Below are 20,655 nucleotides of genomic sequence, written 5' to 3'. Positions count from 1 at the left end.
CGCCGCCCCCTTTCCGGGGCGCGCCGCGCACCCGCAGTCCGGATCCGATTCCCGCCTTACCTCTGCCTCGAATACCGCCATGGGAGCCTTAAGCCATCTCCGCGTCCTCGACCTGACCCGCGTCCTCGCCGGGCCGTGGTGCGCCCAGAACCTTGCCGACTTCGGCGCCGACGTGATCAAGATCGAGCGTCCCGGCGCCGGCGACGACACCCGCACCTGGGGCCCGCCCTGGCTCAAGGACGAAGACGGCCGCGACACCGCCGAGGCCGCCTACTACCTGGCCGCCAACCGCAACAAGCGCTCGGTCACCTGCGACATCAGCACGCCCGAAGGCCAGCAGATCGTGCGCGACCTGGCCGCGCAGAGCGATGTGGTGCTGGAGAACTACAAGGTCGGCCAGCTGAAGAAGTATGGCCTGGACTACGACTCGCTCAGGCAGGTCAAGCCCGACCTGATCTACTGCTCGGTCACCGGCTTCGGCCAGACCGGCCCGTACGCGGCGCGCCCCGGCTACGACTTCATCATCCAGGGCATGGGCGGCTTCATGAGCCTGACCGGCGAGCGCGACGACCTGCCCGGCGGCGGCCCGCAGAAGGCCGGCGTGGCGATTTCCGACCTGATGACCGGCCAGTACGCCACCATCGCCGTGCTGGCGGCGCTGGCGCACCGCGACCGCACCGGCGAGGGCCAGTACATCGACATGGCACTGCTCGACGTGCAGGTGGCGATGCTGGCCAACATGAACACCAACTACCTGGCCAGCGGCCAGGCGCCGCGCCGCTGGGGCAACGCGCATCCGAACATCGTGCCCTACCAGACCTTCCAGGCCGCCGACGGCTGGATCATCGTCGCGGTGGGCAACGACGGGCAGTTCCGCAAGTTCGTCACCGACGGCGGCAGGCCCGAGCTGGCCGACGACCCGCGCTTTGCCACCAATCCGCAGCGCGTGGCCAACCGCGACGTGCTGGTGCCGATGCTGGCCGAGATGGTGCGGCCGCGCACCCGCGCGCAATGGATCCGCGACCTGGAAGCCGCGGGCGTGCCGTGCGGCCCGATCAATACGCTCGACGATGTATTCGAGGACGACCAGGTCAAGGCGCGCGGCCTGCGCGTGGACCTGCCGCACCCGAGCGCGGGCGAGGTCAAGCTGGTCGGCAGCCCGATCAAGATGAGCGCGACGCCGCCGCAGGCGCTGCGCCACCCGCCGCTGCTGGGCGAGCATACCGACACGGTGCTGGCCGACACGCTGGGCTACAGCGCCGCGCAGATCGCTGCGCTTCGTGCAAAGGGTGTGCTGTAAGATTCTCCTCCTGTCCGCGGCAGGCCGGCCCGCCGCGGTGCTTTCCGGAAGTTCAGTCCCCGCTGAAGTACTTTCGCCGGGTCCGCGCCAGCGCACGGCCCGCGCCAAGCAAAGGAGAACCCATGCTGACCGACGCCATCCTGGCCTTCCTGCATTTCCTTGCGATCTTCGTCCTGATCACGCTGATGGCCGCCGAGGCCGTGGCGCTGCGCCCGGACCTGACCCCGGCCACGGTGCGGCGCCTGTCGCTGTACGACCTGTTCTATTTCCTGTCGGCGATGCTGGCGCTGGCCACCGGCCTGCTGCGCCTGTTCTACGGCGCCAAGGGCGCGGACTTCTACCTGCACAACCCGTGGTTCCACGCCAAGATGGGCGTGTTCGTGCTGATCGCGCTGTGCTCGCTGCCGCCGACCTTGGCCATCGCGCGCTGGCGCAAGCAGGCGCGCAGGCTGCCCGATTATGTGCCGCCGCCGTCCGAGATCAAGGCGGCACGGCGCTGGGTCATGATCGAATCGCACCTGGTGATCCTGCTGCCGCTGTGCGCCGTGATGATGGCGCGCGGCATCGGGGCCCGCTGACAATCCCTATCCTCCTGTACTCCGCAACATGCTGAAGAAACTGCTTGCCGCCGCGCTGAGCGCGGCCCTGGTGCCGGCCGCCGCCGTCGCCGCCACCGCCGCCACCAATGCCTACCCGACCAAGCCCGTTCGCTTCGTGGTGCCCTACCCGGCCGGCGGCCCGCTCGACACCGTGGCGCGCGCCATCGGCGACAAGCTGCGCGACAGCCTGGGCCAGCCCGTGATCGTGGAAAACAAGCCGGGTGCGGGCGGCAACCTGGGCGCTGACTACGTCGCCAAGCAGCCCGCCGACGGCTACACCATCGTGATGGGCGCGGTGGCGACGCACGCCATCAACCCGACGCTGTTCAGCAAGATGCCGTACGACCCGGTCAAAGACTTCGCGCCGGTCACGCTGGTCGCCGACGTGCCCAACGTGCTGGTGATGCACCCGGGCAAGGCGGCGGAGCTGCATATCAACAACGTGCGCGACCTGGTCGCCTACGCACGCAAGAATCCGGGCAAGCTGGACTATGCCTCGGGCGGCAACGGCAGCGCCGGCCACCTGTCGGGCGAGCTGTTCAAGAGCATGGCCAAGGTCAGCATGGTCCATATTCCCTACAACGGCGCGTCGCCGGCGCAGCTGTCGGTGCTGTCGGGCCAGACCGACCTGATCTTCGACAATCTGGCCTCGGCCTCGGCCAACATCAAGGCGGGCAAGCTCAAGGCCTTCGCCGTCACCACCGCCGGCCGCGCCGCGTCGTTCCCGGAGCTGCCGACCATTGCCGAGGCCGGCAAGGGGCTGGGGCTGGAAGGCTTCGACATCTCGACGTGGTTCGGCGTGTTCGCGCCGGCCAACACGCCGCGCGAGATCGTCGACAAGCTGAACCACGAGATCGTGGCGATCCTGAAGACCGACGACATGAAGGCGCGCCTGGCCCGCATCGGCGCGCAGCCGGCGCCGACCACGCCGGAGCAGTTTGCGGCGCTGATCCAGAAGGAACTGAAGAAGTATGCGCAGATCGTGAAGGTGTCGGGGGCGAAGGTCGACTAACCCCCAAACAGGGGGAGGGAGAGCGGTTTTGGGTGCTCCCAAGCCGCCCGAGCTAGCCTCGGCAAGGTGTTCCCCCTCTCCCCTCACGGGGAGAGGGCCGGGGTGAGGGGCGGTTTGGCGAGGTACCAAACCAAGCGAAGCCCACGGTTTAAACCCACGGGCCCCAGTCCTTTGAAACTCCCGCCCTCACCCCCGCCCCTCTCCCGCGAGCGGGAGAGGGGAGAAAACCGGCGCAATCATGCGCGCTCGCGGCTAGGCTGACCCTTGCGCCTGCGCACCCACAACTTCCCGCCCGAATCCCCGTCCAGCCGCGGCAGCAGCAAGCCCACCTGCACGATCCGCGCGCCGTCCATGCGCGTTATCGTCAGCGGCAGCCCCGCGATCTCGACGCTGTCGCCCTCCACCGGCGGCGAGGTGAACGCGCGCAGCATTGCGCTTTCCAGCGTCAGCGGCTCTTCCTCCGGCGTCAGCGCGCGCGTGCCATAGAGCGCGGCCACGTCGCGCAGCGGCGCGTCGCCTGACAGCAGGAAATCGTGCGAGACCTGTTCCCAGGTGGGCGACCGGCCCGGCGTCTGGAACAACGCCGACAGCATCGGCAACGAGATGGTCGGCCCCAGCACGCAGACCGCGTCGCCGGCGCGCAATACCGTCTGGCCCGGCTCGGCCAGCGCATCTTCGCGGGCCACCGTCATCAGCCGGCAGTGCGGCGGCAGCTCGAGCTGGTCGGCGCGCACGTTCTCGACCGGCGCGTTGGGACCGACCTCGAACTGCATCACCTCCAGGATCGGCGCGCGCGTGCCGCGCAGGCGCGAGCGCGCCAGCGGCTCGGGGTAGCCGGGGCGCAGCACGCGCGCCAGCCGCGCCGCCACCGACACGGTGGTGCCCTGGAACAGCAGGCTGGCCAGCACCACCGCAAAGGCAATGCGGAACAGCAGCCCCGACTGCGGCACCTCGCGCAGCAGCGGGAACAGCGCCAGCACGATCGGCACCGCGCCGCGCAGGCCCATCCAGGCGATAAAGCCGGTCTCGCGCGCATTGAAGCGGAACGGCAGCAGCGCCAGCCACACCGCCACCGGCCGCGCCACCAGCATCAGGAAGGCTGCCACCGCCACCGCGGGGCCGGCGACCTCCCAGATCCGGTGCGGCGCCACCAGCAGCCCCAGCAGCAGGAACATGGCCGACTGCGCCAGCCACGCCATGCCGTCCATGGCGCGCATGGTGTCGGCAGTGACGGCGCGCTCGCGGTTGCCGATCAGCATGCCGGTCAGGTACACCGCCAGGAAGCCGCTGCCGCCGGCGGTCTGCACGATGGCAAAGACCATCGCGCCGCCCGAGCACAGCAGGATCGACTGCAGCCCCTCGGCCACGCGCGTGCGCTCCAGCACATTGGCCAGGCAATAGCCGAGCCCGAGGCCCAGCGCGCCGCCCACGCCGAACTGCACCAGCAGCCGCAGCACCAGCCCCAGCGGCGTCAGGCCCTCGGGCGCGGTCAGCCATTCGATCAGCGTCAGCGTCAGGAAGATCGCCATCGGGTCGTTGATGCCGGATTCGATCTCGAGCACGCTGGCGACCCGGTCCTTGAGCCGGATGCCGCTGCTGTTGAGCGTCGAGAACACCGCGGCGGCATCGGTCGAGCCGACGATGGCCCCCAGCAGCAGCCCCAGGCGCCAGTCGATGCCGAGCAGCCAGGCGGCGAAGATCCCGACCAGCGCGGCCGTCACCAGCACGCCCACGGTGGCCAGCGACAGCGACGGCTTGAGCGCCACGCGGAAGGTGGCAAGGCGGGTGCGCAGGCCGCCGTCGAGCAGGATGATGGCCAGCGCCAGGTTGCCCACCAGGAAGCTGAGCCAGGTATCGGAGAAGCGGATGCCGCCCGGGCCATCGACCCCGGCGAGCATGCCCACCGCGAGGAACACCAGCAGGAACGGCACGCCGAAGCGCGCCGAGAATGCGCCCAGCACGATGCCCAGCGACATCACGACGGCGCCGAGCAGAATGACATGGTCGATGCTTTCCAAAGCGCTCCTTGTGTTGCCTGAGGTTGCCTGGTCTTGCCTGGTGTTGCCTGGGACTGGCCCGCGGAAGCTTTCAGGACCTTTCAGAACCCTTCAGAACCTTTCAAAACCTTTCAAAACCTTTCAGAGCCCTTCGGCCGCGCCGGCCGCCGCGGCCCGCCAGACCGTTCCGGATGATAGCGCAGCGATCCCGGGACTCGACCCGCAAAGCGGCCTGCAGCCTGGCGTAGCGGCACTTTTAAGCGTGCTCTCACTAGGGGATACCCGAACCATGACCCCATTTGCAGACATCTGAAAGGTAGCTGAAAGGTCGCCCCCTTACCTTCCACCCTGCCCGCCGGAAGGCCTCCGGGACACGCTGCATTGATGCAACGCAACAATGGCAACGAAAGAGGCCCGCCGCAGATTTCAAGCAGTCTTATCGAGGAGATTCACTTTGCGCATACGTAGCCAAAAGGACTTCGCCTCCGGCCTGATGTTCATCCTGGTCGGATTCGGCTTTTCCTGGGTCGCGCGCGGTTATTCCATGGGAACCGCCGCAAAAATGGGACCGGGATACTTCCCGTTCTGGCTCGGCATCGTGCTCGCCCTGCTGGGCGCGCTGGTGCTGTTCGGCTCGCTGTCGTCCAAGACGGAAGAAGACAGCCTGGCCCGCTGGGACATCAAGACGCTGTTGTGGATCCTCGGTTCGGTGGTGCTGTTCGGCCTGCTGCTGAAGCCGCTGGGCATGGTGCTGTCGGTGCTGGTGCTGGTGCTGGTGTCGTCGATGGCCAGCCACGAGTTCAGCTGGAAGGGCGCCATCCTGAACGCGGTCATCCTGGTGCTGATCAGCCTGGGCGCGTTCGTGTACGGCATCAACCTGCAGATGCCGGTGTGGCCGGCTTTCCTGGCAAGCTAAGGAGGCCGCCAACATGGAACTACTCACCAACCTGAGTCTGGGCTTCTCCACCGCCCTGACCTTCCAGAACCTGGCCTACGCCTTCCTCGGCTGCGTGCTGGGTACGCTGATCGGCGTGCTGCCGGGCCTGGGGCCGCTGGCCACCATCGCCATGCTGCTGCCGGTGACCTACACGCTGCCGCCGGTGGCCGCGCTGATCATGCTGGCCGGCATCTACTACGGCGCCCAGTACGGCGGCTCCACCACCGCCATCCTGGTGAACCTGCCTGGTGAATCGTCGTCGGTGGTGACCACCATCGATGGCTACCAGATGGCCAGGCGAGGGCGAGCGGGGGTGGCGCTGGCCACGGCGGGCCTGGGCTCGTTCTTCGCCGGCTGCGTCGCCACCATGATCCTGGCCGCGTTTGCCGCGCCGCTGTCGGAACTGGCGTTCAAGTTCGGCCCGGCCGAGTACTTCTCGCTGATGGTGCTGGGCCTGATCGGCGCCGTGGTGCTGGCCTCGGGTTCGCTGGTCAAGGCCATCGCCATGATCGTGCTGGGCCTGCTGCTGGGCCTGGTCGGCACCGACGTGAACTCTGGCGCCGCGCGCTTCTCGTTCGACGTGCCGGAACTGACCGACGGCCTGAACTTCGTCTCGGTGGCAATGGGTATCTTCGGCTTTGCCGAAATCATTGCCAACCTGGAGCAGAAGGAGCACCGCGAGACCTTCACCGACCACATCACCAACCTGTTCCCGACCAAGGAAGACTTCAAGCGCATGATCCCGGCCGTGCTGCGCGGCACCGCGCTGGGTTCGGCGCTGGGCATCCTGCCGGGCGGCGGCGCCTCGCTGGCTTCGTTCGCGGCGTACTCGCTGGAGAAGAAGACCTCGAAGTACCCGCAGGAATTCGGCAAGGGCGCGATCGAAGGCGTGGCAGGTCCGGAATCGGCCAACAACGCCGCGTCGCAGACCTCGTTCATCCCGCTGCTGACGCTGGGCATCCCGCCCAACGCGGTGATGGCGCTGATGGTGGGTGCGATGACCATCCACAACATCCAGCCCGGCCCGCAGGTGATGACCAGCAACCCGGCGCTGTTCTGGGGCCTGATCGCCTCGATGTGGATCGGCAACCTGATGCTGATCGTGCTGAACCTGCCGCTGATCGGCATCTGGGTGAAGCTGCTGAAGGTGCCCTACCGCTACCTGTACCCGGCCATCCTGACGTTCTGCTGCATCGGCGTGTATTCGGTCCAGAACACCACCTTCGACGTGTTCCAGACCGCTGCCTTCGGCGTGGTGGGCTACCTGTTCATCAAGCTGCGCTGCGAACCGGCACCGCTGCTGCTCGGCTTCGTGCTGGGGCCGATGATGGAAGAGAACTTCCGCCGCTCGCTGCTGCTGTCGCGTGGTGACTTCAGCGTGTTCGTGACGCGCCCGCTGTCGCTGGGCCTGCTGATCGCCGCCGCGGTGCTGGTCGTGATCGTGGCGCTGCCGTCGATCAAGGCCAAGCGCGAAGAAGCCTTCCAGGAAGAATAAGCAGGGAACACCGCCGGCCTCGCGCCGGCTGCAGCAAGACTGAAGGGCACCGCAAGGTGCCCTTTTTTTTCGTCCGGTGCCTGTCGTTGCTAGGCGCCGAACAGTTCGCTGCAGGCCGCGCGCACCGCCGCCGTGACCTGTCCGCGGCCGTGGTCGCGCCGCTCCAGCATGCCGATCTGGCGCATCACCGGCTCGCCGTTGACCAGCAGCGGCAGCACGCGCAAGGCGTCGTCGTCGCGCCAGCGCGCGCGCCGCAGCAGCGGCACCACGGTCACGCCCACCTCCTGCCGCACCAGTTCGACCAGCGCCTCGATCGCGTTCAGTTCCAGGAACTCATTGACCTTCAGGTGCGCGCGGCGCAGCGCGCGCTCCACCAGCACGCCGGTGCGCTGGCTGCGATCGAAACGCAGGTAGGGGTTGGCCGCCAGCGCCTCGCGCGCGTCGCGGCCCGGGCTGCCGCGCGCGGCGATGGCCACCAGCGGCTCCTGGTACAGCGGCGTCCAGCGCAGCGTGCCGGGCACGCGCGCGGCGCCTTCCACCAGGATGGCGGCGTCGAGTTCGCCGGCCTCCACCTGCGCCGCCAGCTCGATCGACTTGGCGCCGACCAGCCGCACGTCGAGGGCGGGATAGGTGCGCTTCATGCGCGCCACCGCGTGCGACAGGCCACCCATCACCGACACCACCGCACCCACCGCGACCGCGCCCGCCATGGCCTCGGCCGAAGCCAGCGGCAGCCGCATCTCTTCATAGAGCGCCAGCAGCTTGCGCGCCTGCGGCAACAGTGCGCGGCCGTCGGCGTTGAGCACCGCCACGCGGCCGTTGCGGTCGAACAGCTCGCGCCGCAGCTCGGTCTCCAGCGCGCGCATCTGCAGGCTGACCGCGGCCTGGGTCAGCGCCACCTGCGCCGCGGCGGCGGCGAACGAGCCGTGCTCGGCCACGGCGACAAAGGTACGAAGAAAGCGGACAGTGCTCATGGTGCACACGAAAGCCAGGGAACGCCCCGTCGCCATGGCGTTCGATACTTAAAAATTTCTTGCGACATCGGAAAGAAATATTAGCTTTCTTTGTGACCGGCGGCGCGGAATAATGAAGGCCGATCATCAATCCGCCCTGCGCCTGATTTCCGGAGACACCCATGACATCCTGGCTGCGCCGCCTCGGCACCGGCCTCGGCATCGGCCTGTGCCTGGCCGCCACCCCTGCACTGGCCGACACGTATCCGAGCAAGCCGATCCGGCTGCTCGTGCCCTTCCCCGCCAGCGGCGCCACCGACCTGCTGGCGCGCGCCATCGCGCAGAAGGTCGGCAGCAACATGGGCCAGCAGATCGTGGTCGACAACCGTCCCGGCGCGGGCGGCGCGATCGGTTCCGACATGGCCGCCAAGGCCGCGCCCGACGGCTATACGCTGCTGATCGCCACCACCAGCACGCATTCGATCGGCCCGCATATCAACCCGCGGTTGCCGTACCACGCCGAGACCGATTTCACGCCGGTGGGCCAGGTCGCCATCGCCACCAACGTGCTGGTGGTGCCTAACAGCCTGCCGGTGAAGAACGTGCGCGAGCTGGTCGACTATGCCAAGAAGCATCCCGGCGAGCTGAACTACGCCTCGAGCGGCAACGGCACCGTGGTGCACCTCACCGCCGAGGCCTTCAAGGCGCAGGCGGGCGTGTTCATCACCCACATCCCTTACCGCGGCACCGCGCTGGCCGTGCCTGACCTGATCTCGGGCAAGGTGCAGGTGCTGTTCGACAGCATCGTCTCGGGCCTGCCGCATGTGAAGGACGGCAAGCTCAAGGCGCTCGCGGTGACCAGTGCGAAGCGCTCGCCGCTGGCGCCGGAAATCCCCACCGCCAGCGAATCCGGCCTGCCGGGCTTTGTCTCCGATACCTGGTTCGGCATCTACGGCCCCAAGGGCATGCCGGCCGATATCGTCAACCGCCTCAATGCCGAGTTCAACAAGGCCATCCAGTCGCCCGAGGTCAGGGAGCGGCTGGGCAAGCTGGGGGCCGAACCGGTCGGCGGCACGCCCGCCCAGTTCGCCGCCATGGTGAAGCAGGACAGCGCGCGCTGGGGCAAGCTGATCAAGGATCGCAAGATCACGGCAGAATAAGCGCCCGGGCGCACCGAACACACAGGACACACAGGACACACCCATGCAGAACTTCAACTGGACCAACCCCTACCCGTCCGTGCGCATCCCGCTGTTCGCGCGCAACGTGGTCTCGACCTCGCACCCGCTGGCCGCGCAGGCCGGCCTGCGCATGCTGCTCAAGGGCGGCAATGCCGTCGATGCCGCCATCGCCGCGGCCGCCGCGATCACCATCGTCGAGCCGGTGTCGTGCGGCCTGGGCAGCGACGCCTTTGCCATCCTGTGGGACGGCAAGGAGCTCCACGGCCTGAACTCCTCCGGCGTGGCCCCGGCCGCCTGGAACCCGGAGTACTTCAAGCGCAAGTACGGCACCGACGCCAACGGCCTGGCGAACCGCCCGATCCGCGGCTGGGACTCGGTCACCGTGCCCGGCGTCATCGCCGGCTGGGCCGCGCTGCACGAGCGCTTCGGCAAACTGCCGTTCGCCGACCTGATGGAACCGGCGATCGAGATCGCCGAGCGCGGCTATGCGGTGCCGCCGGTGGTGGCGCACAAGTGGGCCGCTGCCGTGCCGGAACTGAAAGACCAGCCCGGCTACGCCGACACCTTCATGCCCAACGGCCGCGCCCCGGCGGTAGGCGAAAAGTTCACCATGAAGGCCGCCGCCGAGACCCTGCGCCAGATCGGCGCCACCGGCGGCCGCGCCTACTACGAGGGTGCGATCGCCGAGAAGATCGCCGCCTTCAGCCAGCAGTGCGGCGGCGCGATGACGCTCGACGACCTGCGCAACTACCGGCCCGACTGGGTCAAGCCGATCAGCAAGTCGTACCGCGGCTATGAACTGCACGAGATCCCGCCCAATGGCCAGGGCATCGCCGCGCTGATCGCGCTGGGCATCCTCGACCAGTTCGACCTGGCCTCGATCCCGGTGGATTCGGTCGATTCGCAGCACCTGCAGATCGAGGCCATGAAGCTGGCCTTCGCCGACCTGTACCAGTACGTGGCCGACCCGCGCAGCATGGAAGTCACGCCCGAACAGATGCTGGACGACGCCTACCTGAAGTCGCGCGCCAAGCTGATCGACATGCAGCGCGCCACGCATTTCAACTTCGGCATGCCCAAGGTCGGCGGCACCATCTACCTGACCGCGGCGGACGAGAACGGCATGATGATCTCGTTCATCCAGTCCAACTACATGGGCTTCGGCTCGGGCGTGGTGGTGCCGGGCACCGGCATCAGCCTGCAGAACCGCGGCGTCGGCTTCTCGATGGACCCGAAATCCGCCAACGTGGTCGCGGGCGGCAAGCGTCCGTTCCACACCATCATCCCGGCCTTCCTGACCAAGGACGGCCAGCCGGTGATGAGCTTCGGCGTGATGGGCGGCGACATGCAGCCGCAGGGCCACGTGCAGACCGTGGTGCGCATGCTCGACTACAACCAGCAGCCGCAGGCCGCCTGCTGCGCGCCGCGCTGGAAGGTCAACCGCGACTTCACGCTGGACGTGGAAGGCACCATGGACCCGGCCACGGTCGCGGGCCTGAAGGCGCGCGGCCACCAGCTCAAGTCGGTGGACGACCCGTACATGGACTTCGGCTCGGGCCAGTTTATCTGGCGCCTGTCGGACGACGCCGACCACGGCTACGTCGCGGCCAGCGACAGCCGGCGCGACGGGCAGGCGGTGGGGTTCTGAAGCGTAAAAGGGAGCGGCGGTTTTGGGTGCACCAAAGCCGCCCGAACTAGCCTAAGCAAGGTGTTCTCCCTCTCCCCTCACGGGGAGAGGGCCGGGGTGAGGGGTGGTCTAGCCAGGAACCACACAAAACGAGGCCAACGGTTTTTTCCAGCACCTTGGCTTCGGCCCGCGCCCGCCCTCTCCCCTCTCCCGCAAGCGGGCGAGGGGCGCTTGCTGCGAACGGCATCGCGAGAACAGCGCCGGTCCAACTGGCCCGCTCGCAAACCCTCCAATTGTCCATGGCCCGCCGGCCCGGTCTCCGTACACTGTGACGGAAGATCCTTCGGAGCCCCCGCGCCATGACCACCTACTCCTTCCGCCTGCTCAACGTCTTTGCCGAATCCACCTTCGGCGGCAATCCCCTGTGCGTGTTCGAGGACGCGCGCGGCATGGACGACGCCACCATGCAGGCGCTGGCGCTGCAGTTCAACCTGTCGGAAACCACCTTTATCCTGCCGTCGGAACAGGCCAGCGCGCGGGTGCGCATTTTCACCACCGGCTATGAGATGCGCTTTGCTGGCCATCCGACGCTGGGGACCGCGCACGTGGTGCGCGAACTGGCCGGCACCGGCGATGCGCTGACGCTGGAGTTCCTTGCCGGCGTGGTGCCCGTGGCCGCGCAGGGCGATGTCTGGACCTTCACCGCGCCCCACCGCGGCGAGCCGAAGACCGCGCCGTCCGGCCTGGCCGACGCCGACATGGCCGGCCTGCTCGGCTTGCGGGAACAAGACCTGCTGATGCCGCCGATGTGGGTCGATACCGGGGCCGACCAGCTGCTGGTGCCGGTGCGCAGTACCGACGCCGTGCGCCGCGCCAATCCGGACAGCGCGCGGCTTGGCATCTGGCCGCAAAGCAGCCTGGGCCGCAAGACCGCCTACGTCTTTGCCTTCGATCCCGAACAGCCCGCACGCGTGCTGTCGCGCTACTTCTTCACCAAGCAGGGCGGCGGCGTGGCCGAGGATCCCGGCACGGGCTCGGCCTGCGCCAACCTCGGCGGCTGGCTGCTGGCCACCGGCCATGCGCTGCCGGCCGCCTATGCGATCGACCAGGGCGAGGCCGTGGGCCGCCCGTGCCGGCTGCGCCTTGCCATCGATGCCGCGGGCGCGATCCGCGTGGGCGGGCGCGTGCTGGAGATCGGCCGGGGCACCGTGACCGTGTAGGGCCTGCGCGCCGCGCTTGTGCGTTACATTGACGCTATCGCCCCCGCCTATGCCCAACCTACGCCCAACCTACGCCCCACCTGCCATGACCCCGCACGCGATCACCACGCTGGCCGAGCTGGAAGCGCTCTACGCGCAGCCGGCGCCGCCCTCGCTCTCCAAGCAAGTCGATTACCTGCATCCGCACTACCGGGCCTTTATCGAAGCGGCGCCGTTCTGCCTGCTGTCGACGGTCGGGCAGGACTGGGCCGAATGCTCGCCGCGCGGCGACGCCCCCGGCTTCGTACAGGTGCTGGACGAGCGCACGCTGCTGCTGCCGGACCGGCGCGGCAACAACCGCATCGACAGCCTGCGCAATATCGTCGCCGATCCGCGCGTGGGCCTGCTGTTCGTGATCCCGGGCATCAACGAGACCATCCGCGTCAACGGCACCGCGCAGATCAGCGTCGATCCCGCGCTGATCGCGCGCTGCGTGGTCGAAGGCAAGGCCCCGACCACGGTGCTGGTAATCACGGTGCAGGCGGTGTTCTTCCAGTGCGCCCGCGCGCTGATCCGCTCGCGCCTGTGGGCCGCGCAGTCGCAGGTCGCGCGCCAGTCGCTGCCCAGCAACGGCGAAATCCTGGCCACGCTGAGCGGCAACGCCATCGACGGCGCCGCCTATGACCGCGAGCTGCCCGAGCGGCAGCGCACCACGCTCTACTAGCGCGGCAGCCACTCCGGCGCATGCGTGCCGAGCGGCTCGGACGGCAGCGTCCAGCGCGCCGGCGTCTCCGACAGCTGCGCGGCGTGGCGCACCACGGTCAGCATGCCGAAGCCGGATGGCACCGCCTCGAGCAGGTCGGCCACGTCGTCGATCTTCTGCTCGGGCGCCTTGAGCCCGTCGGGCACGCGCCCCAGCCCGCGCAGCCACTGCCCCACCTGCGCCAGCGACACGCGCACATGCCAGCTGCCACCCTCCACTGCGCGCCGGTGCAGCGCGGCCATCGCGCCGAATGCCACCAGGTAGCCCGCGGCGTGGTCCAGCACCTGGGCCGGCAACGGGCGCGGCGTGTCACTGCCGGCCGCCTGCGCTTCAGCGGCGTTGAAGCCGGTGGCGGTCTGCACCAGCGAATCGAAGCCGCGCTTGTGCGCCCACGGCCCGACGTGGCCATACGCGCTCAGCGACACATAGACGATGCCCGGACGGGCGCGCGCCGCGGCCTCCGCGCCCGCGCCCAGCTCGGCCAGGCCGCCGGGCCGGTAGCCTTGCACCAGCACATCGGCGCCGTGCAGCAGCTTGTGCAGCGTGCGCTTGTCGTCGGCATCGCGCAGGTCCAGCTGGCAGCTGCGCTTGCCGCGGCCGGTGTCGATCACCAGCGGCGCGATCGACGGCAGGTGCGGCGCGGTGACCAGCAGCACGTCGGCGCCATGCGCGGCCAGCGTGCGCCCCGCCACCGGGCCGGCGATGATGCGGGTGAAATCGAGCACGCGCACGCCCGACAGCGGCTGCTCGCCCGACGACACCGGCGCCGGCAGCGGCTGCGGCGGAGCGTCGCCGATCCGCTCCAGCGTTACCGGCGGCAGGCCACGCAGGGCGGCGGCTTGCGGATGGCGGTCCCATTCGTCGAAGCTGCGCAGCGCGGCCACCACCAGGCCGGCGTCGGACGCGGCCGTCTCGAACGCCTCGGCTTCCCATTTTTCCAGCGCCGCCTGCACCGCCGCCTGGTCATAGGCACAGCCCAGCAGCCGCAGCACGCCGTCGCGGTGATGCGGAAAATTGGTGTGCAGGCGGACCCAGCGGCCGTCGCCGCAGCGGTAGATGCCGGCGATCTTGTCCCACAGTTCCGGCGCCGGGCCGCCATCGACGCGCAGGTAGCGCTCGCTGCGGAACTCGGTGATGGCGTGGCGCATGTCGACGCTGACGTCCTGCCAGCGGCCGCTGCGGCCTTGCCACAGCGTGGCGGCGGCCAGCGCCGACGCGGCCAGGCTGGCCTGCGCCGCGGTGCCCACGGCAAAGCTCGAAGGCAGCACCGGCTCGGCACCGTCCAGGCGCAGATGGACCAGAGCCGCGTCGGGCAGGCCGGCATCGCGCCACAGCGCGCCGACGACATCGAGGGGCATGGGCGGCACTTGTGCCGCAGCGGTGGGGGCGTTCATGGGCGTTCCTGCTGCGATGGATGACTCGCGGCCGTAGCGGCCGGCACGGGCCTCCATGCTACTCCGACACATCACTTTCCGCTGCGGCCAACCAGAGCCGCAATGGACAAGTCCACAAATGAGCCGATGCTCACGGCGTGCGGCGCCGCCGGCACGGTAAAATCCCGCTATTGGCATTCCGCCACGCAATCCGACCCGGCCCCACGCCTTGCAGGCGCCTGCGGCCGGCCAACCGGCGCCATCATGAGCCACGACAACAAGCCTACCGACAGCACCTCCGCCGCCTCCAACTTCCTGCGCAGCATCATCGACCAGGACCTTGCCGCCGGCACCTACGCCGGCCGCCAGGACAAGCAAGGCGAGCCGCTGCCGACCGTCATCACCCGCTTCCCGCCGGAGCCCAACGGCTACCTGCATATCGGCCATGCCAAGAGCATCTGCCTGAACTTCGGGCTGGCGCGCGACTACGGCGGCCGCTGCCACCTGCGCTTCGACGACACCAACCCGGTCAAGGAAGACACCGAATACGTCGACTCCATCATCGACGCCGTGCACTGGCTCGGCTTCTCCTGGGACAGCGAAGGCAAGGACGGCCACAAGCAGCCGCACCTGTACTACGCCAGCGACTACTTCGACCAGCTCTACGCCTTTGCCGAGACCCTGATCGAGCGCGGCGCCGCCTACGTCGACAGCCAGTCGGCCGAGCAGATCGCCGCCAGCCGCGGTAATTTCTCCGAGCCGGGCAAGCCCTCCCCCTACCGCGACCGCAGCGTCGAGGAAAACCTGCAGCTGTTCCGCGACATGCGCGCCGGCAAGTACGCCGACGGCGAGCACGTGCTGCGCGCGAAGATCGACATGGCCGCGCCCAACATCGTCATGCGCGACCCGGTGCTCTACCGCATCCGCCACGCGCATCACCACCGCACCGGCGACAAGTGGTGCATCTACCCAATGTACGACTTCACGCACTGCATCTCGGACGCGCTGGAGAACATCACCCACTCGCTGTGCACGCTCGAGTTCGAGAACAACCGCCCGCTGTACGACTGGGTGCTGGAGCACCTGCGCGACAGCGGCGTGTTCCGCGACCCGCTGCCGCACCAGTATGAGTTCGCGCGGCTGAACCTGACCTACGCCATCACCAGCAAGCGCAAGCTCAAGCAGCTGGTCGACGAACAGCGCGTCGACGGCTGGGACGATCCGCGCATGCCCACGCTGGTGGGCGTGCGCCGCCGCGGCTACACGCCGGAATCGATCCAGCTGTTCTGCGACCGCGTCGGCGTGGCCAAGGCCGACAGCTGGATCGACATGAGCACGCTCGAAGGCTCGGTGCGCGACGACCTCGACGGCCGCGCCGCGCGCGGCGTGGCGGTGCTGGACCCGCTCAAGCTGATCCTCGACAACTACCCCGCAGGCCAGAGCGAGGAATGCTCGGCACCGGTCCATCCCAAGAAGCCGGAACTGGGCAAGCGGGTGTTCCCGCTGTCGCGCGAGCTGTGGATCGAGCGCGAGGACTTCAACGAGACCCCGCCCAAGGGCTATTTCCGCCTGTTCCCGGGCAACAAGGTGCGGCTGAAGTATGGCTATGTGATCGAGTGCACCGGCGTGGACAAGGATGCCGACGGCAACGTGGTGGCCGTGCATGCCAGCTACCTGCCCGACACCAAGAGCGGCACGCCGGGCGCCGACAGCGTCAAGGTCAAGGGCGTGATCCACTGGGTCAGCGCCGCGCACGCTTATGAAGCCGAGGTGCGCCTGTACGACCGCCTGTTCAACGATCCCAATCCGGACGCCGGCGGCAAGAACTTCCTCGATGCGCTCAACCCGGACTCCAAGCAGGTGATCACCGCCTACCTGGAGCCGGGCCTGCGCGAGGCACGGCCGGAAGACCGCTTCCAGTTCGAGCGCCACGGCTACTTTGTCGCCGACCGCAGCGATTCGGCGCCGGGCAAGCCGGTGTTCAACCGCATCGTCGGCCTCAAAGACAGCTGGGGCAAGTGATGGCCAAATCCGGCAAGGCCGCGGTGCAGACCATCACTTTCCCGCTCGAGGGCGAGTTCATCGCCCTCAATGACCTGCTCAAGCTGGCGGGCGTATGCGACAGCGGCGGCGCCGGCAAGGCGCTGGTCGCGGCCGGCGAGGTCTCGGTGGACGGCGCGCCCGAATCGCGCAAGACTGCGAAGATCCGCGCCGGGCAGGTGGTGGGCCTGGCGGGCATCGAGATCCGCGTGGTCGCCGCCTGACCGCGCGGCCGGCCGGCGCGCCGCCCCGTGCGGGCAGCGCCGGCACTGCAACCGAAAGGACGACTATGCCGATCGCTTTCTGGTGCGTGCTGCTGGCCGGCATCCTGCCGGTGGCGACAGTCGCCATCGCCAAGGCCAGTGCGCCGGGCTTCGACAACCATGACCCGCGCGGCTGGCTGGAACGGCAGTCCGGCCGTGCGCGCCGCGCCGACATGGCGCACCGCAACCATTTCGAGGCCTTCCCGTTCTTTGCCGCCGCGGTGCTGAGCGCCACCTGGCTGCAGGCACCGCAGGCCCGCGTCGACGAACTGGCGATGGCGTTTATCGCGGTGCGCGTGCTCTACACCCTGTGCTACATCACCGACCGCGCCACCCTGCGCACGCTGTGCTGGACCATCGGCTACCTGACCGTGGTGGGGATCTTCCTGCTGCCGGTGCTCCTCCACTGACGCCCATGGCCCTGCGCGCGCTGCTTCTGCTGGCCGCCATCGGCATCACTGCCGCCCACGCGGCGCCGGTCGAGTACACCCTGGACCCGGCCCATACCACCGTCTACTTTTCGGCCAGCCATTTCGAGCGCAGCTCGGTGCGCGGGCGCTTCGGCAAGATCGACGGACGGCTGGTCTATGACGCGGACAGCGGCGCCGGCGCGCTCGACGTGACGGTGGACCTCGGCTCCGTCGATACCGGCAACCGCACCCTGGACGGCGTGCTGCGCTCGGCACAGTTCTTCGATATTGCCGAGCACCCGGTGGCGCGGCTGCGCGCCGAGCGGTTCCTGACCGAAGCCGGCCGCCTTGTCGCCGTGGAGGGCGAACTGACGCTGCATGGCGTAACGCGGCCCCTGCGGCTGCTGGCCGAGCGCTTCCGCTGCGGCGAGGTCACGCTGTTCGGCGTGCGCCGGCAGGTCTGCGGCGGCGACTTCCGTGCCGAAGTGCCGCGCAGTGCCTTCGGCATGACGCGCTTCCTGCCCGAGGTCGGCGACACCGTGACGCTGCAAGTGGCGGTCGAGGCATCGCCCGCCGAACGCCCGCCGCGCTAACTCAGCGCTTACCCTACTCGTCACCTGCGCCACAAATTTCTCTTGTAGAATCAGCGCTTTGCAAAATTCCTGCCACGCTTCGTGCGCGTGTGCGGCGACGCGAGACAGAGACCATGTTCGAGATCCATTCCGGCGACATCGTGGCCGCCGCGCTGGCAGCTGCCGGGGCCTGCCTGGCCTGCAGCATTCCGGGCGATTTCCTGCGCCGCTTCCCGCTGTGGGCGGTGCGCACCTACGGCCGCGGCGCGCTGCTGATGCCGTTCCTGGCGATGATGGTCGGCACCTGGCTGTTCCGCTTGGGCCTGGCCGGCCAGATCGATACCCCGCCCGGCCAGGCGCTGCTGGTCGCGGCGGCCTTCCTCGGCACCCTGCTGGTCTCGGCGCTGCTGCGCTTTTACCTGAAGGAATACCGCAAGCGCTGAGGCTCCGGCTTTGAATTGCCGGCGTTGAATCGCGTATGATGCGGCCTTTTGCGTCGTACGCACCCCAGCCCGGGGCGCCTGCCGCTCACCTCACCTCATGGCGCTCAAATCCACCATCTTCAAGGCCGAACTGTCCGTGTCGGACATGGACCGGCCTTATTACGGCAGCCACAGCCTGACCATCGCCCAGCATCCGTCCGAGAACGACGCGCGCATGATGGTGCGCCTGCTGGCCTTTGCCTGCGAAGCCAGCGAAACCCTGGCCTTTACCCGCGGCCTCGACGAACCCGACGAGCCCGACCTGTGGGACAAGCGCCTGACCGGCGACATCGCCCATTGGGTCGAACTGGGCCAGCCCGACGAAGCCCGCCTGAAACGCGCCGCGGCCCGCGCCGAGCGCGTGACCGTCTACACCTACAATGCCGCGAGCGCGCGCGAATGGTGGAAGGGCATGGCGGGCAAGGCCGGCAAGCTGCGCAACGTCACCGTCTACAATGTCCCGGCGGAGGCCGTCGACGCGCTGGCCGCGCTGGCGCAGCGCGCCATGCGCCTGTCGGTAACGATCCAGGACGGCGACATCTGGGTCGCCGACGACGACCGCAACGTACAACTGACGCTGGAAGTGCTCCAGCGCGCCCAAGCCTGAGCGCAGCGCCACTGCGCTCATCTTCCCTGTCCACGTCTTTCCCATCGCAAGGAAATCACGCCATGCAAACCACGCCCTCTGGCCTGCAATACGAAGACACCACCGTCGGCGCCGGCGCCGAAGCCACCGCCGGCAAGCACGTCACCGTGCACTACACCGGCTGGCTCTACGAGAACGGCCAGGCCGGCCGCAAGTTCGATTCGAGCAAGGACCGCAACGACCCGTTCGTGTTCCCGCTGGGTGCCGGCCATGTGATCCGCGGCTGGGACGAAGGCGTGCAGGGCATGAAGGTGGGCGGCGTGCGCCGCCTGGTGATCCCGGCCGACCTGGGCTATGGCGCGCGCGGCGCCGGCGGCGTGATCCCGCCGAACGCGACGCTGCTGTTTGAAGTGGAACTGCTGGCGGTTTAAAGCTCGCGATTCAAGCCGGCGCCGCGCCCGCACAGCAGGAGCGGCGTCCGGCCGGAGTACAGCCCGGGCACCCGGCCCGGGCGCTCTCAGAAACCGATGGCGGCGTTGCCGACATCGACGCGGACCTTGTCCCGGTCCAGCAGCCGCGCCGCATGGCGCGCATAGTCCTGCGCCCAGGCGGCATCGCCGGAGAAGCGCGCTTCTCCGGAGAACTTGGCGACATTCAGGATCTTGTCGATCACCAGCACCTTGCCTACCGGGCTCGAGGCCTGGCAGTCCAGCTCGGTGTACTCCCGGTCGAACCAGCGCCAGGCGGCATCCTCGGTGACCGCGGCCAGCTCGTCCGCGCCGACCGTGAAGTCAAATTCCTTGCCGCTGCCGAACACCACCGTAAGCGTACGTGCCATCGCAGGTTCCCCCTGGGTTGGATTGAGGCCCCATTGTAAGGACTCGGCGACGCCAGCGGCGCGCAATTCGCGCCGGCCTGACCACCGACAAGGCGCGATGGCGCACGGTCATGGCGAGTGGCAGCGGCACCACGCGCCGCGGAGCGTTGTCAGGCGCCCACACCCAGCCCGCTGACTCAGACAATTCCGAGCAAAAGTGCCACTTGTGGCATTTCCCCGGCCCGCCCGGGACGCCGCTTTGATTTATGCTTGCAGCATGGGCATCACGCGACAGGACCTCGAATCCGACCGGCTGCGCACCTCGCTGTGCAGCACCCCGGTTGCATCCTCGCTGTTGCCCGAGGCGGCGCTGGAGCAGTCGCTGGCCGATACGCTGGCGCGCCGCCCCGACGATCCCGCGCTGGGCGGCGATGTCTGGGTATTCGGCTACGGCTCGCTGATCTGGAACCCGATGGTGGTGCATACCGAGCGCCGGCGCGCGACGGTGCACGGCTACCACCGCGGCTTCTACCTCTATTCCCGCATCAACCGCGGCACCTGGGACAATCCCGGGCTGGTGCTCGGGCTGGACCGCGGCGGCTGCTGCCACGGCATGGTGTTCCGCGTGCCCAGCCATGTGGTCGAGCAGGAGTTCCGCGTGCTGTGGCGCCGCGAAATGCTGACCGGCGCCTACCATCCGCGCTGGCTGCGCATCCGCGTCGGCGCCGCCGGCGCGCCCGAGCAGCGCGCGCTGGCCTTCGTCATGAACCGTTCCCACGAGGCCTACGCCGGCCGGCTGCCCGACGCCAGCGTGGTGGAACGGCTGCGCCACGCCACCGGGCTTTACGGCCCGGCGCGCGAATACCTGCAGCAAACCCTGCTGGGACTGGCCACCAACGGCGTCGATGATCCCTACCTCGGGCGGCTCTGGCGCCAGCTGCAGGCGGGCGATGCCGCCGATGCCGCCGAACCTGCCGCCCGCTCCGCGGGCCAGGCGCCGCACGAGTCCACGCTGCCGGCCAGCCCTCACGAAACCGTCTGAGCCCAGG

At 68.8% G+C, this 20,655-nt stretch carries 21 protein-coding genes; 17 read left to right on the top strand and 4 right to left on the bottom strand.

The genetic code is table 11. The features are described 5' to 3' along the window. The first annotated feature begins 79 nt into the window (after positions 1 to 79). From LIN44_RS05990 to LIN44_RS05980, 3 genes are all read left to right on the top strand, one after another. The gene (locus LIN44_RS05990; protein ID WP_227313943.1) at positions 80 to 1,300 is read left to right on the top strand and encodes a CaiB/BaiF CoA-transferase family protein; all 1,221 of its coding nucleotides are present in this window, start codon (positions 80 to 82) and stop codon (positions 1,298 to 1,300) included. A 122-nt stretch (positions 1,301 to 1,422) separates the two neighbouring features. Next, complete coding sequence (locus LIN44_RS05985; RefSeq protein ID WP_115680776.1) at positions 1,423 to 1,878, top strand: DUF2214 family protein; 456 nt, start codon at positions 1,423 to 1,425, stop codon at positions 1,876 to 1,878. A gap of 28 nt (positions 1,879 to 1,906) precedes the next feature. Next, the gene (locus LIN44_RS05980) at positions 1,907 to 2,911 is read left to right on the top strand and encodes a tripartite tricarboxylate transporter substrate binding protein (protein WP_227313942.1); all 1,005 of its coding nucleotides are present in this window, start codon (positions 1,907 to 1,909) and stop codon (positions 2,909 to 2,911) included. Between the two features lie 236 nt (positions 2,912 to 3,147). On the opposite strand, the gene LIN44_RS05975 is transcribed toward LIN44_RS05980, so the two are convergent. Then, positions 3,148 to 4,929, bottom strand: coding sequence for a potassium/proton antiporter (locus LIN44_RS05975; RefSeq protein ID WP_227313941.1), 1,782 nt, complete (start codon positions 4,927 to 4,929; stop codon positions 3,148 to 3,150). 433 nt (positions 4,930 to 5,362) lie between these two features. Between LIN44_RS05975 and LIN44_RS05970 the strand changes: the two genes are divergently transcribed. Then, complete coding sequence (locus LIN44_RS05970) at positions 5,363 to 5,824, top strand: tripartite tricarboxylate transporter TctB family protein (RefSeq protein WP_092307001.1); 462 nt, start codon at positions 5,363 to 5,365, stop codon at positions 5,822 to 5,824. 13 nt (positions 5,825 to 5,837) lie between these two features. Further along, a complete protein-coding gene (locus LIN44_RS05965; protein WP_227313940.1) occupies positions 5,838 to 7,340 on the top strand; it encodes a tripartite tricarboxylate transporter permease in 1,503 nt (500 codons plus the stop codon). A gap of 89 nt (positions 7,341 to 7,429) precedes the next feature. Here LIN44_RS05965 and LIN44_RS05960 read toward each other — a convergent pair whose 3' ends face one another. Continuing rightward, positions 7,430 to 8,314 carry a LysR substrate-binding domain-containing protein gene (locus LIN44_RS05960; RefSeq protein WP_115704191.1) on the bottom strand — a complete coding sequence of 295 codons (885 nt, stop codon included), beginning with the start codon at positions 8,312 to 8,314 and terminating at the stop codon, positions 7,430 to 7,432. Positions 8,315 to 8,475: 161 nt separating this feature from the next. Between LIN44_RS05960 and LIN44_RS05955 the strand changes: the two genes are divergently transcribed. The 4 genes from LIN44_RS05955 to LIN44_RS05940 all read left to right on the top strand — a co-directional run bounded on the left by LIN44_RS05955 (position 8,476) and on the right by LIN44_RS05940 (position 13,024). After that, entirely contained in the window at positions 8,476 to 9,453 is a 978-nt protein-coding gene (locus LIN44_RS05955; RefSeq protein ID WP_227313939.1) for a tripartite tricarboxylate transporter substrate binding protein, read from the top strand. A 43-nt stretch (positions 9,454 to 9,496) separates the two neighbouring features. Beyond that, positions 9,497 to 11,122 carry a gamma-glutamyltransferase gene (gene ggt, locus LIN44_RS05950; protein ID WP_227313938.1) on the top strand — a complete coding sequence of 542 codons (1,626 nt, stop codon included), beginning with the start codon at positions 9,497 to 9,499 and terminating at the stop codon, positions 11,120 to 11,122. 338 nt (positions 11,123 to 11,460) lie between these two features. Next, positions 11,461 to 12,321, top strand: a complete 861-nt coding sequence (locus LIN44_RS05945; RefSeq protein ID WP_227313937.1) for a PhzF family phenazine biosynthesis protein — start codon at positions 11,461 to 11,463, stop codon at positions 12,319 to 12,321. 85 nt (positions 12,322 to 12,406) lie between these two features. Further along, the gene (locus LIN44_RS05940; protein ID WP_227313936.1) at positions 12,407 to 13,024 is read left to right on the top strand and encodes a pyridoxamine 5'-phosphate oxidase family protein; all 618 of its coding nucleotides are present in this window, start codon (positions 12,407 to 12,409) and stop codon (positions 13,022 to 13,024) included. Here the strand turns inward: LIN44_RS05940 and LIN44_RS05935 are convergent. After that, positions 13,021 to 14,457 (bottom strand): CoA transferase, encoded by a 1,437-nt coding sequence (locus LIN44_RS05935; protein ID WP_227313935.1) that lies wholly within the window; start codon positions 14,455 to 14,457, stop codon positions 13,021 to 13,023. The two genes, LIN44_RS05940 and LIN44_RS05935, sit on opposite strands and share 4 nt — an antisense overlap. A 243-nt stretch (positions 14,458 to 14,700) precedes the next feature. On the opposite strand from LIN44_RS05935, the gene LIN44_RS05930 reads away from it, so the two are divergent. From LIN44_RS05930 to LIN44_RS05900, 7 genes are all read left to right on the top strand, one after another. Continuing rightward, on the top strand, positions 14,701 to 16,458 hold the full coding sequence (locus LIN44_RS05930) for a glutamine--tRNA ligase/YqeY domain fusion protein (protein ID WP_227313934.1): 1,758 nt from the start codon (positions 14,701 to 14,703) through the stop codon (positions 16,456 to 16,458). Then, positions 16,458 to 16,700, top strand: coding sequence for an RNA-binding S4 domain-containing protein (locus LIN44_RS05925; protein WP_227314343.1), 243 nt, complete (start codon positions 16,458 to 16,460; stop codon positions 16,698 to 16,700). The genes LIN44_RS05930 and LIN44_RS05925 overlap by 1 nt, the downstream gene beginning before the upstream one ends. A gap of 65 nt (positions 16,701 to 16,765) precedes the next feature. Beyond that, entirely contained in the window at positions 16,766 to 17,149 is a 384-nt protein-coding gene (locus tag LIN44_RS05920) for an MAPEG family protein (protein WP_227313933.1), read from the top strand. Positions 17,150 to 17,154: 5 nt separating this feature from the next. Then, positions 17,155 to 17,742, top strand: a complete 588-nt coding sequence (locus LIN44_RS05915; RefSeq protein ID WP_227313932.1) for a YceI family protein — start codon at positions 17,155 to 17,157, stop codon at positions 17,740 to 17,742. 113 nt (positions 17,743 to 17,855) lie between these two features. Next, positions 17,856 to 18,164 carry a hypothetical protein gene (locus LIN44_RS05910; RefSeq protein ID WP_062801358.1) on the top strand — a complete coding sequence of 103 codons (309 nt, stop codon included), beginning with the start codon at positions 17,856 to 17,858 and terminating at the stop codon, positions 18,162 to 18,164. A 97-nt stretch (positions 18,165 to 18,261) separates the two neighbouring features. Next, entirely contained in the window at positions 18,262 to 18,810 is a 549-nt protein-coding gene (locus LIN44_RS05905) for a YaeQ family protein (protein WP_012353517.1), read from the top strand. Between the two features lie 62 nt (positions 18,811 to 18,872). Beyond that, positions 18,873 to 19,220 carry an FKBP-type peptidyl-prolyl cis-trans isomerase gene (locus LIN44_RS05900; RefSeq protein WP_010813699.1) on the top strand — a complete coding sequence of 116 codons (348 nt, stop codon included), beginning with the start codon at positions 18,873 to 18,875 and terminating at the stop codon, positions 19,218 to 19,220. A gap of 86 nt (positions 19,221 to 19,306) precedes the next feature. Here the strand turns inward: LIN44_RS05900 and LIN44_RS05895 are convergent, their stop codons facing one another. Then, positions 19,307 to 19,627 (bottom strand): hypothetical protein, encoded by a 321-nt coding sequence (locus tag LIN44_RS05895; protein WP_227313931.1) that lies wholly within the window; start codon positions 19,625 to 19,627, stop codon positions 19,307 to 19,309. A 256-nt stretch (positions 19,628 to 19,883) separates the two neighbouring features. Between LIN44_RS05895 and LIN44_RS05890 the strand changes: the two genes are divergently transcribed. Then, a complete protein-coding gene (locus LIN44_RS05890) occupies positions 19,884 to 20,648 on the top strand; it encodes a gamma-glutamylcyclotransferase (RefSeq protein WP_227313930.1) in 765 nt (254 codons plus the stop codon). The last annotated feature ends 7 nt before the right edge of the window (positions 20,649 to 20,655 follow it).

The sequence above is a fragment of the Cupriavidus sp. MP-37 genome, assembly GCF_020618415.1.
In the GTDB taxonomy this organism is placed as follows: Bacteria; Pseudomonadota; Gammaproteobacteria; order Burkholderiales; family Burkholderiaceae; genus Cupriavidus.
This window is presented reverse-complemented; position numbering and strand designations above follow the sequence as displayed.

What these genes read in the sequence shown, in the direction of transcription:
- LIN44_RS05930 (WP_227313934.1), top strand. Translation starts at nt 14,701, where the DNA reads ATGAGCCACGACAACAAGCCTACCGACAGCACCTCCGCCGCCTCCAAC.
- LIN44_RS05940 (WP_227313936.1), top strand. Translation starts at nt 12,407, where the DNA reads ATGACCCCGCACGCGATCACCACGCTGGCCGAGCTGGAAGCGCTCTAC.
- LIN44_RS05920 (WP_227313933.1), top strand. Translation starts at nt 16,766, where the DNA reads ATGCCGATCGCTTTCTGGTGCGTGCTGCTGGCCGGCATCCTGCCGGTG.
- LIN44_RS05945 (WP_227313937.1), top strand. Translation starts at nt 11,461, where the DNA reads ATGACCACCTACTCCTTCCGCCTGCTCAACGTCTTTGCCGAATCCACC.
- LIN44_RS05935 (WP_227313935.1), bottom strand. Translation starts at nt 14,457, where the DNA reads ATGAACGCCCCCACCGCTGCGGCACAAGTGCCGCCCATGCCCCTCGAT.
- LIN44_RS05960 (WP_115704191.1), bottom strand. Translation starts at nt 8,314, where the DNA reads ATGAGCACTGTCCGCTTTCTTCGTACCTTTGTCGCCGTGGCCGAGCAC.
- LIN44_RS05985 (WP_115680776.1), top strand. Translation starts at nt 1,423, where the DNA reads ATGCTGACCGACGCCATCCTGGCCTTCCTGCATTTCCTTGCGATCTTC.
- LIN44_RS05925 (WP_227314343.1), top strand. Translation starts at nt 16,458, where the DNA reads ATGGCCAAATCCGGCAAGGCCGCGGTGCAGACCATCACTTTCCCGCTC.
- LIN44_RS05895 (WP_227313931.1), bottom strand. Translation starts at nt 19,627, where the DNA reads ATGGCACGTACGCTTACGGTGGTGTTCGGCAGCGGCAAGGAATTTGAC.
- LIN44_RS05955 (WP_227313939.1), top strand. Translation starts at nt 8,476, where the DNA reads ATGACATCCTGGCTGCGCCGCCTCGGCACCGGCCTCGGCATCGGCCTG.
- LIN44_RS05990 (WP_227313943.1), top strand. Translation starts at nt 80, where the DNA reads ATGGGAGCCTTAAGCCATCTCCGCGTCCTCGACCTGACCCGCGTCCTC.
- LIN44_RS05915 (WP_227313932.1), top strand. Translation starts at nt 17,155, where the DNA reads ATGGCCCTGCGCGCGCTGCTTCTGCTGGCCGCCATCGGCATCACTGCC.
- ggt (WP_227313938.1), top strand. Translation starts at nt 9,497, where the DNA reads ATGCAGAACTTCAACTGGACCAACCCCTACCCGTCCGTGCGCATCCCG.
- LIN44_RS05900 (WP_010813699.1), top strand. Translation starts at nt 18,873, where the DNA reads ATGCAAACCACGCCCTCTGGCCTGCAATACGAAGACACCACCGTCGGC.
- LIN44_RS05905 (WP_012353517.1), top strand. Translation starts at nt 18,262, where the DNA reads ATGGCGCTCAAATCCACCATCTTCAAGGCCGAACTGTCCGTGTCGGAC.
- LIN44_RS05965 (WP_227313940.1), top strand. Translation starts at nt 5,838, where the DNA reads ATGGAACTACTCACCAACCTGAGTCTGGGCTTCTCCACCGCCCTGACC.
- LIN44_RS05890 (WP_227313930.1), top strand. Translation starts at nt 19,884, where the DNA reads ATGGGCATCACGCGACAGGACCTCGAATCCGACCGGCTGCGCACCTCG.
- LIN44_RS05910 (WP_062801358.1), top strand. Translation starts at nt 17,856, where the DNA reads ATGTTCGAGATCCATTCCGGCGACATCGTGGCCGCCGCGCTGGCAGCT.
- LIN44_RS05980 (WP_227313942.1), top strand. Translation starts at nt 1,907, where the DNA reads ATGCTGAAGAAACTGCTTGCCGCCGCGCTGAGCGCGGCCCTGGTGCCG.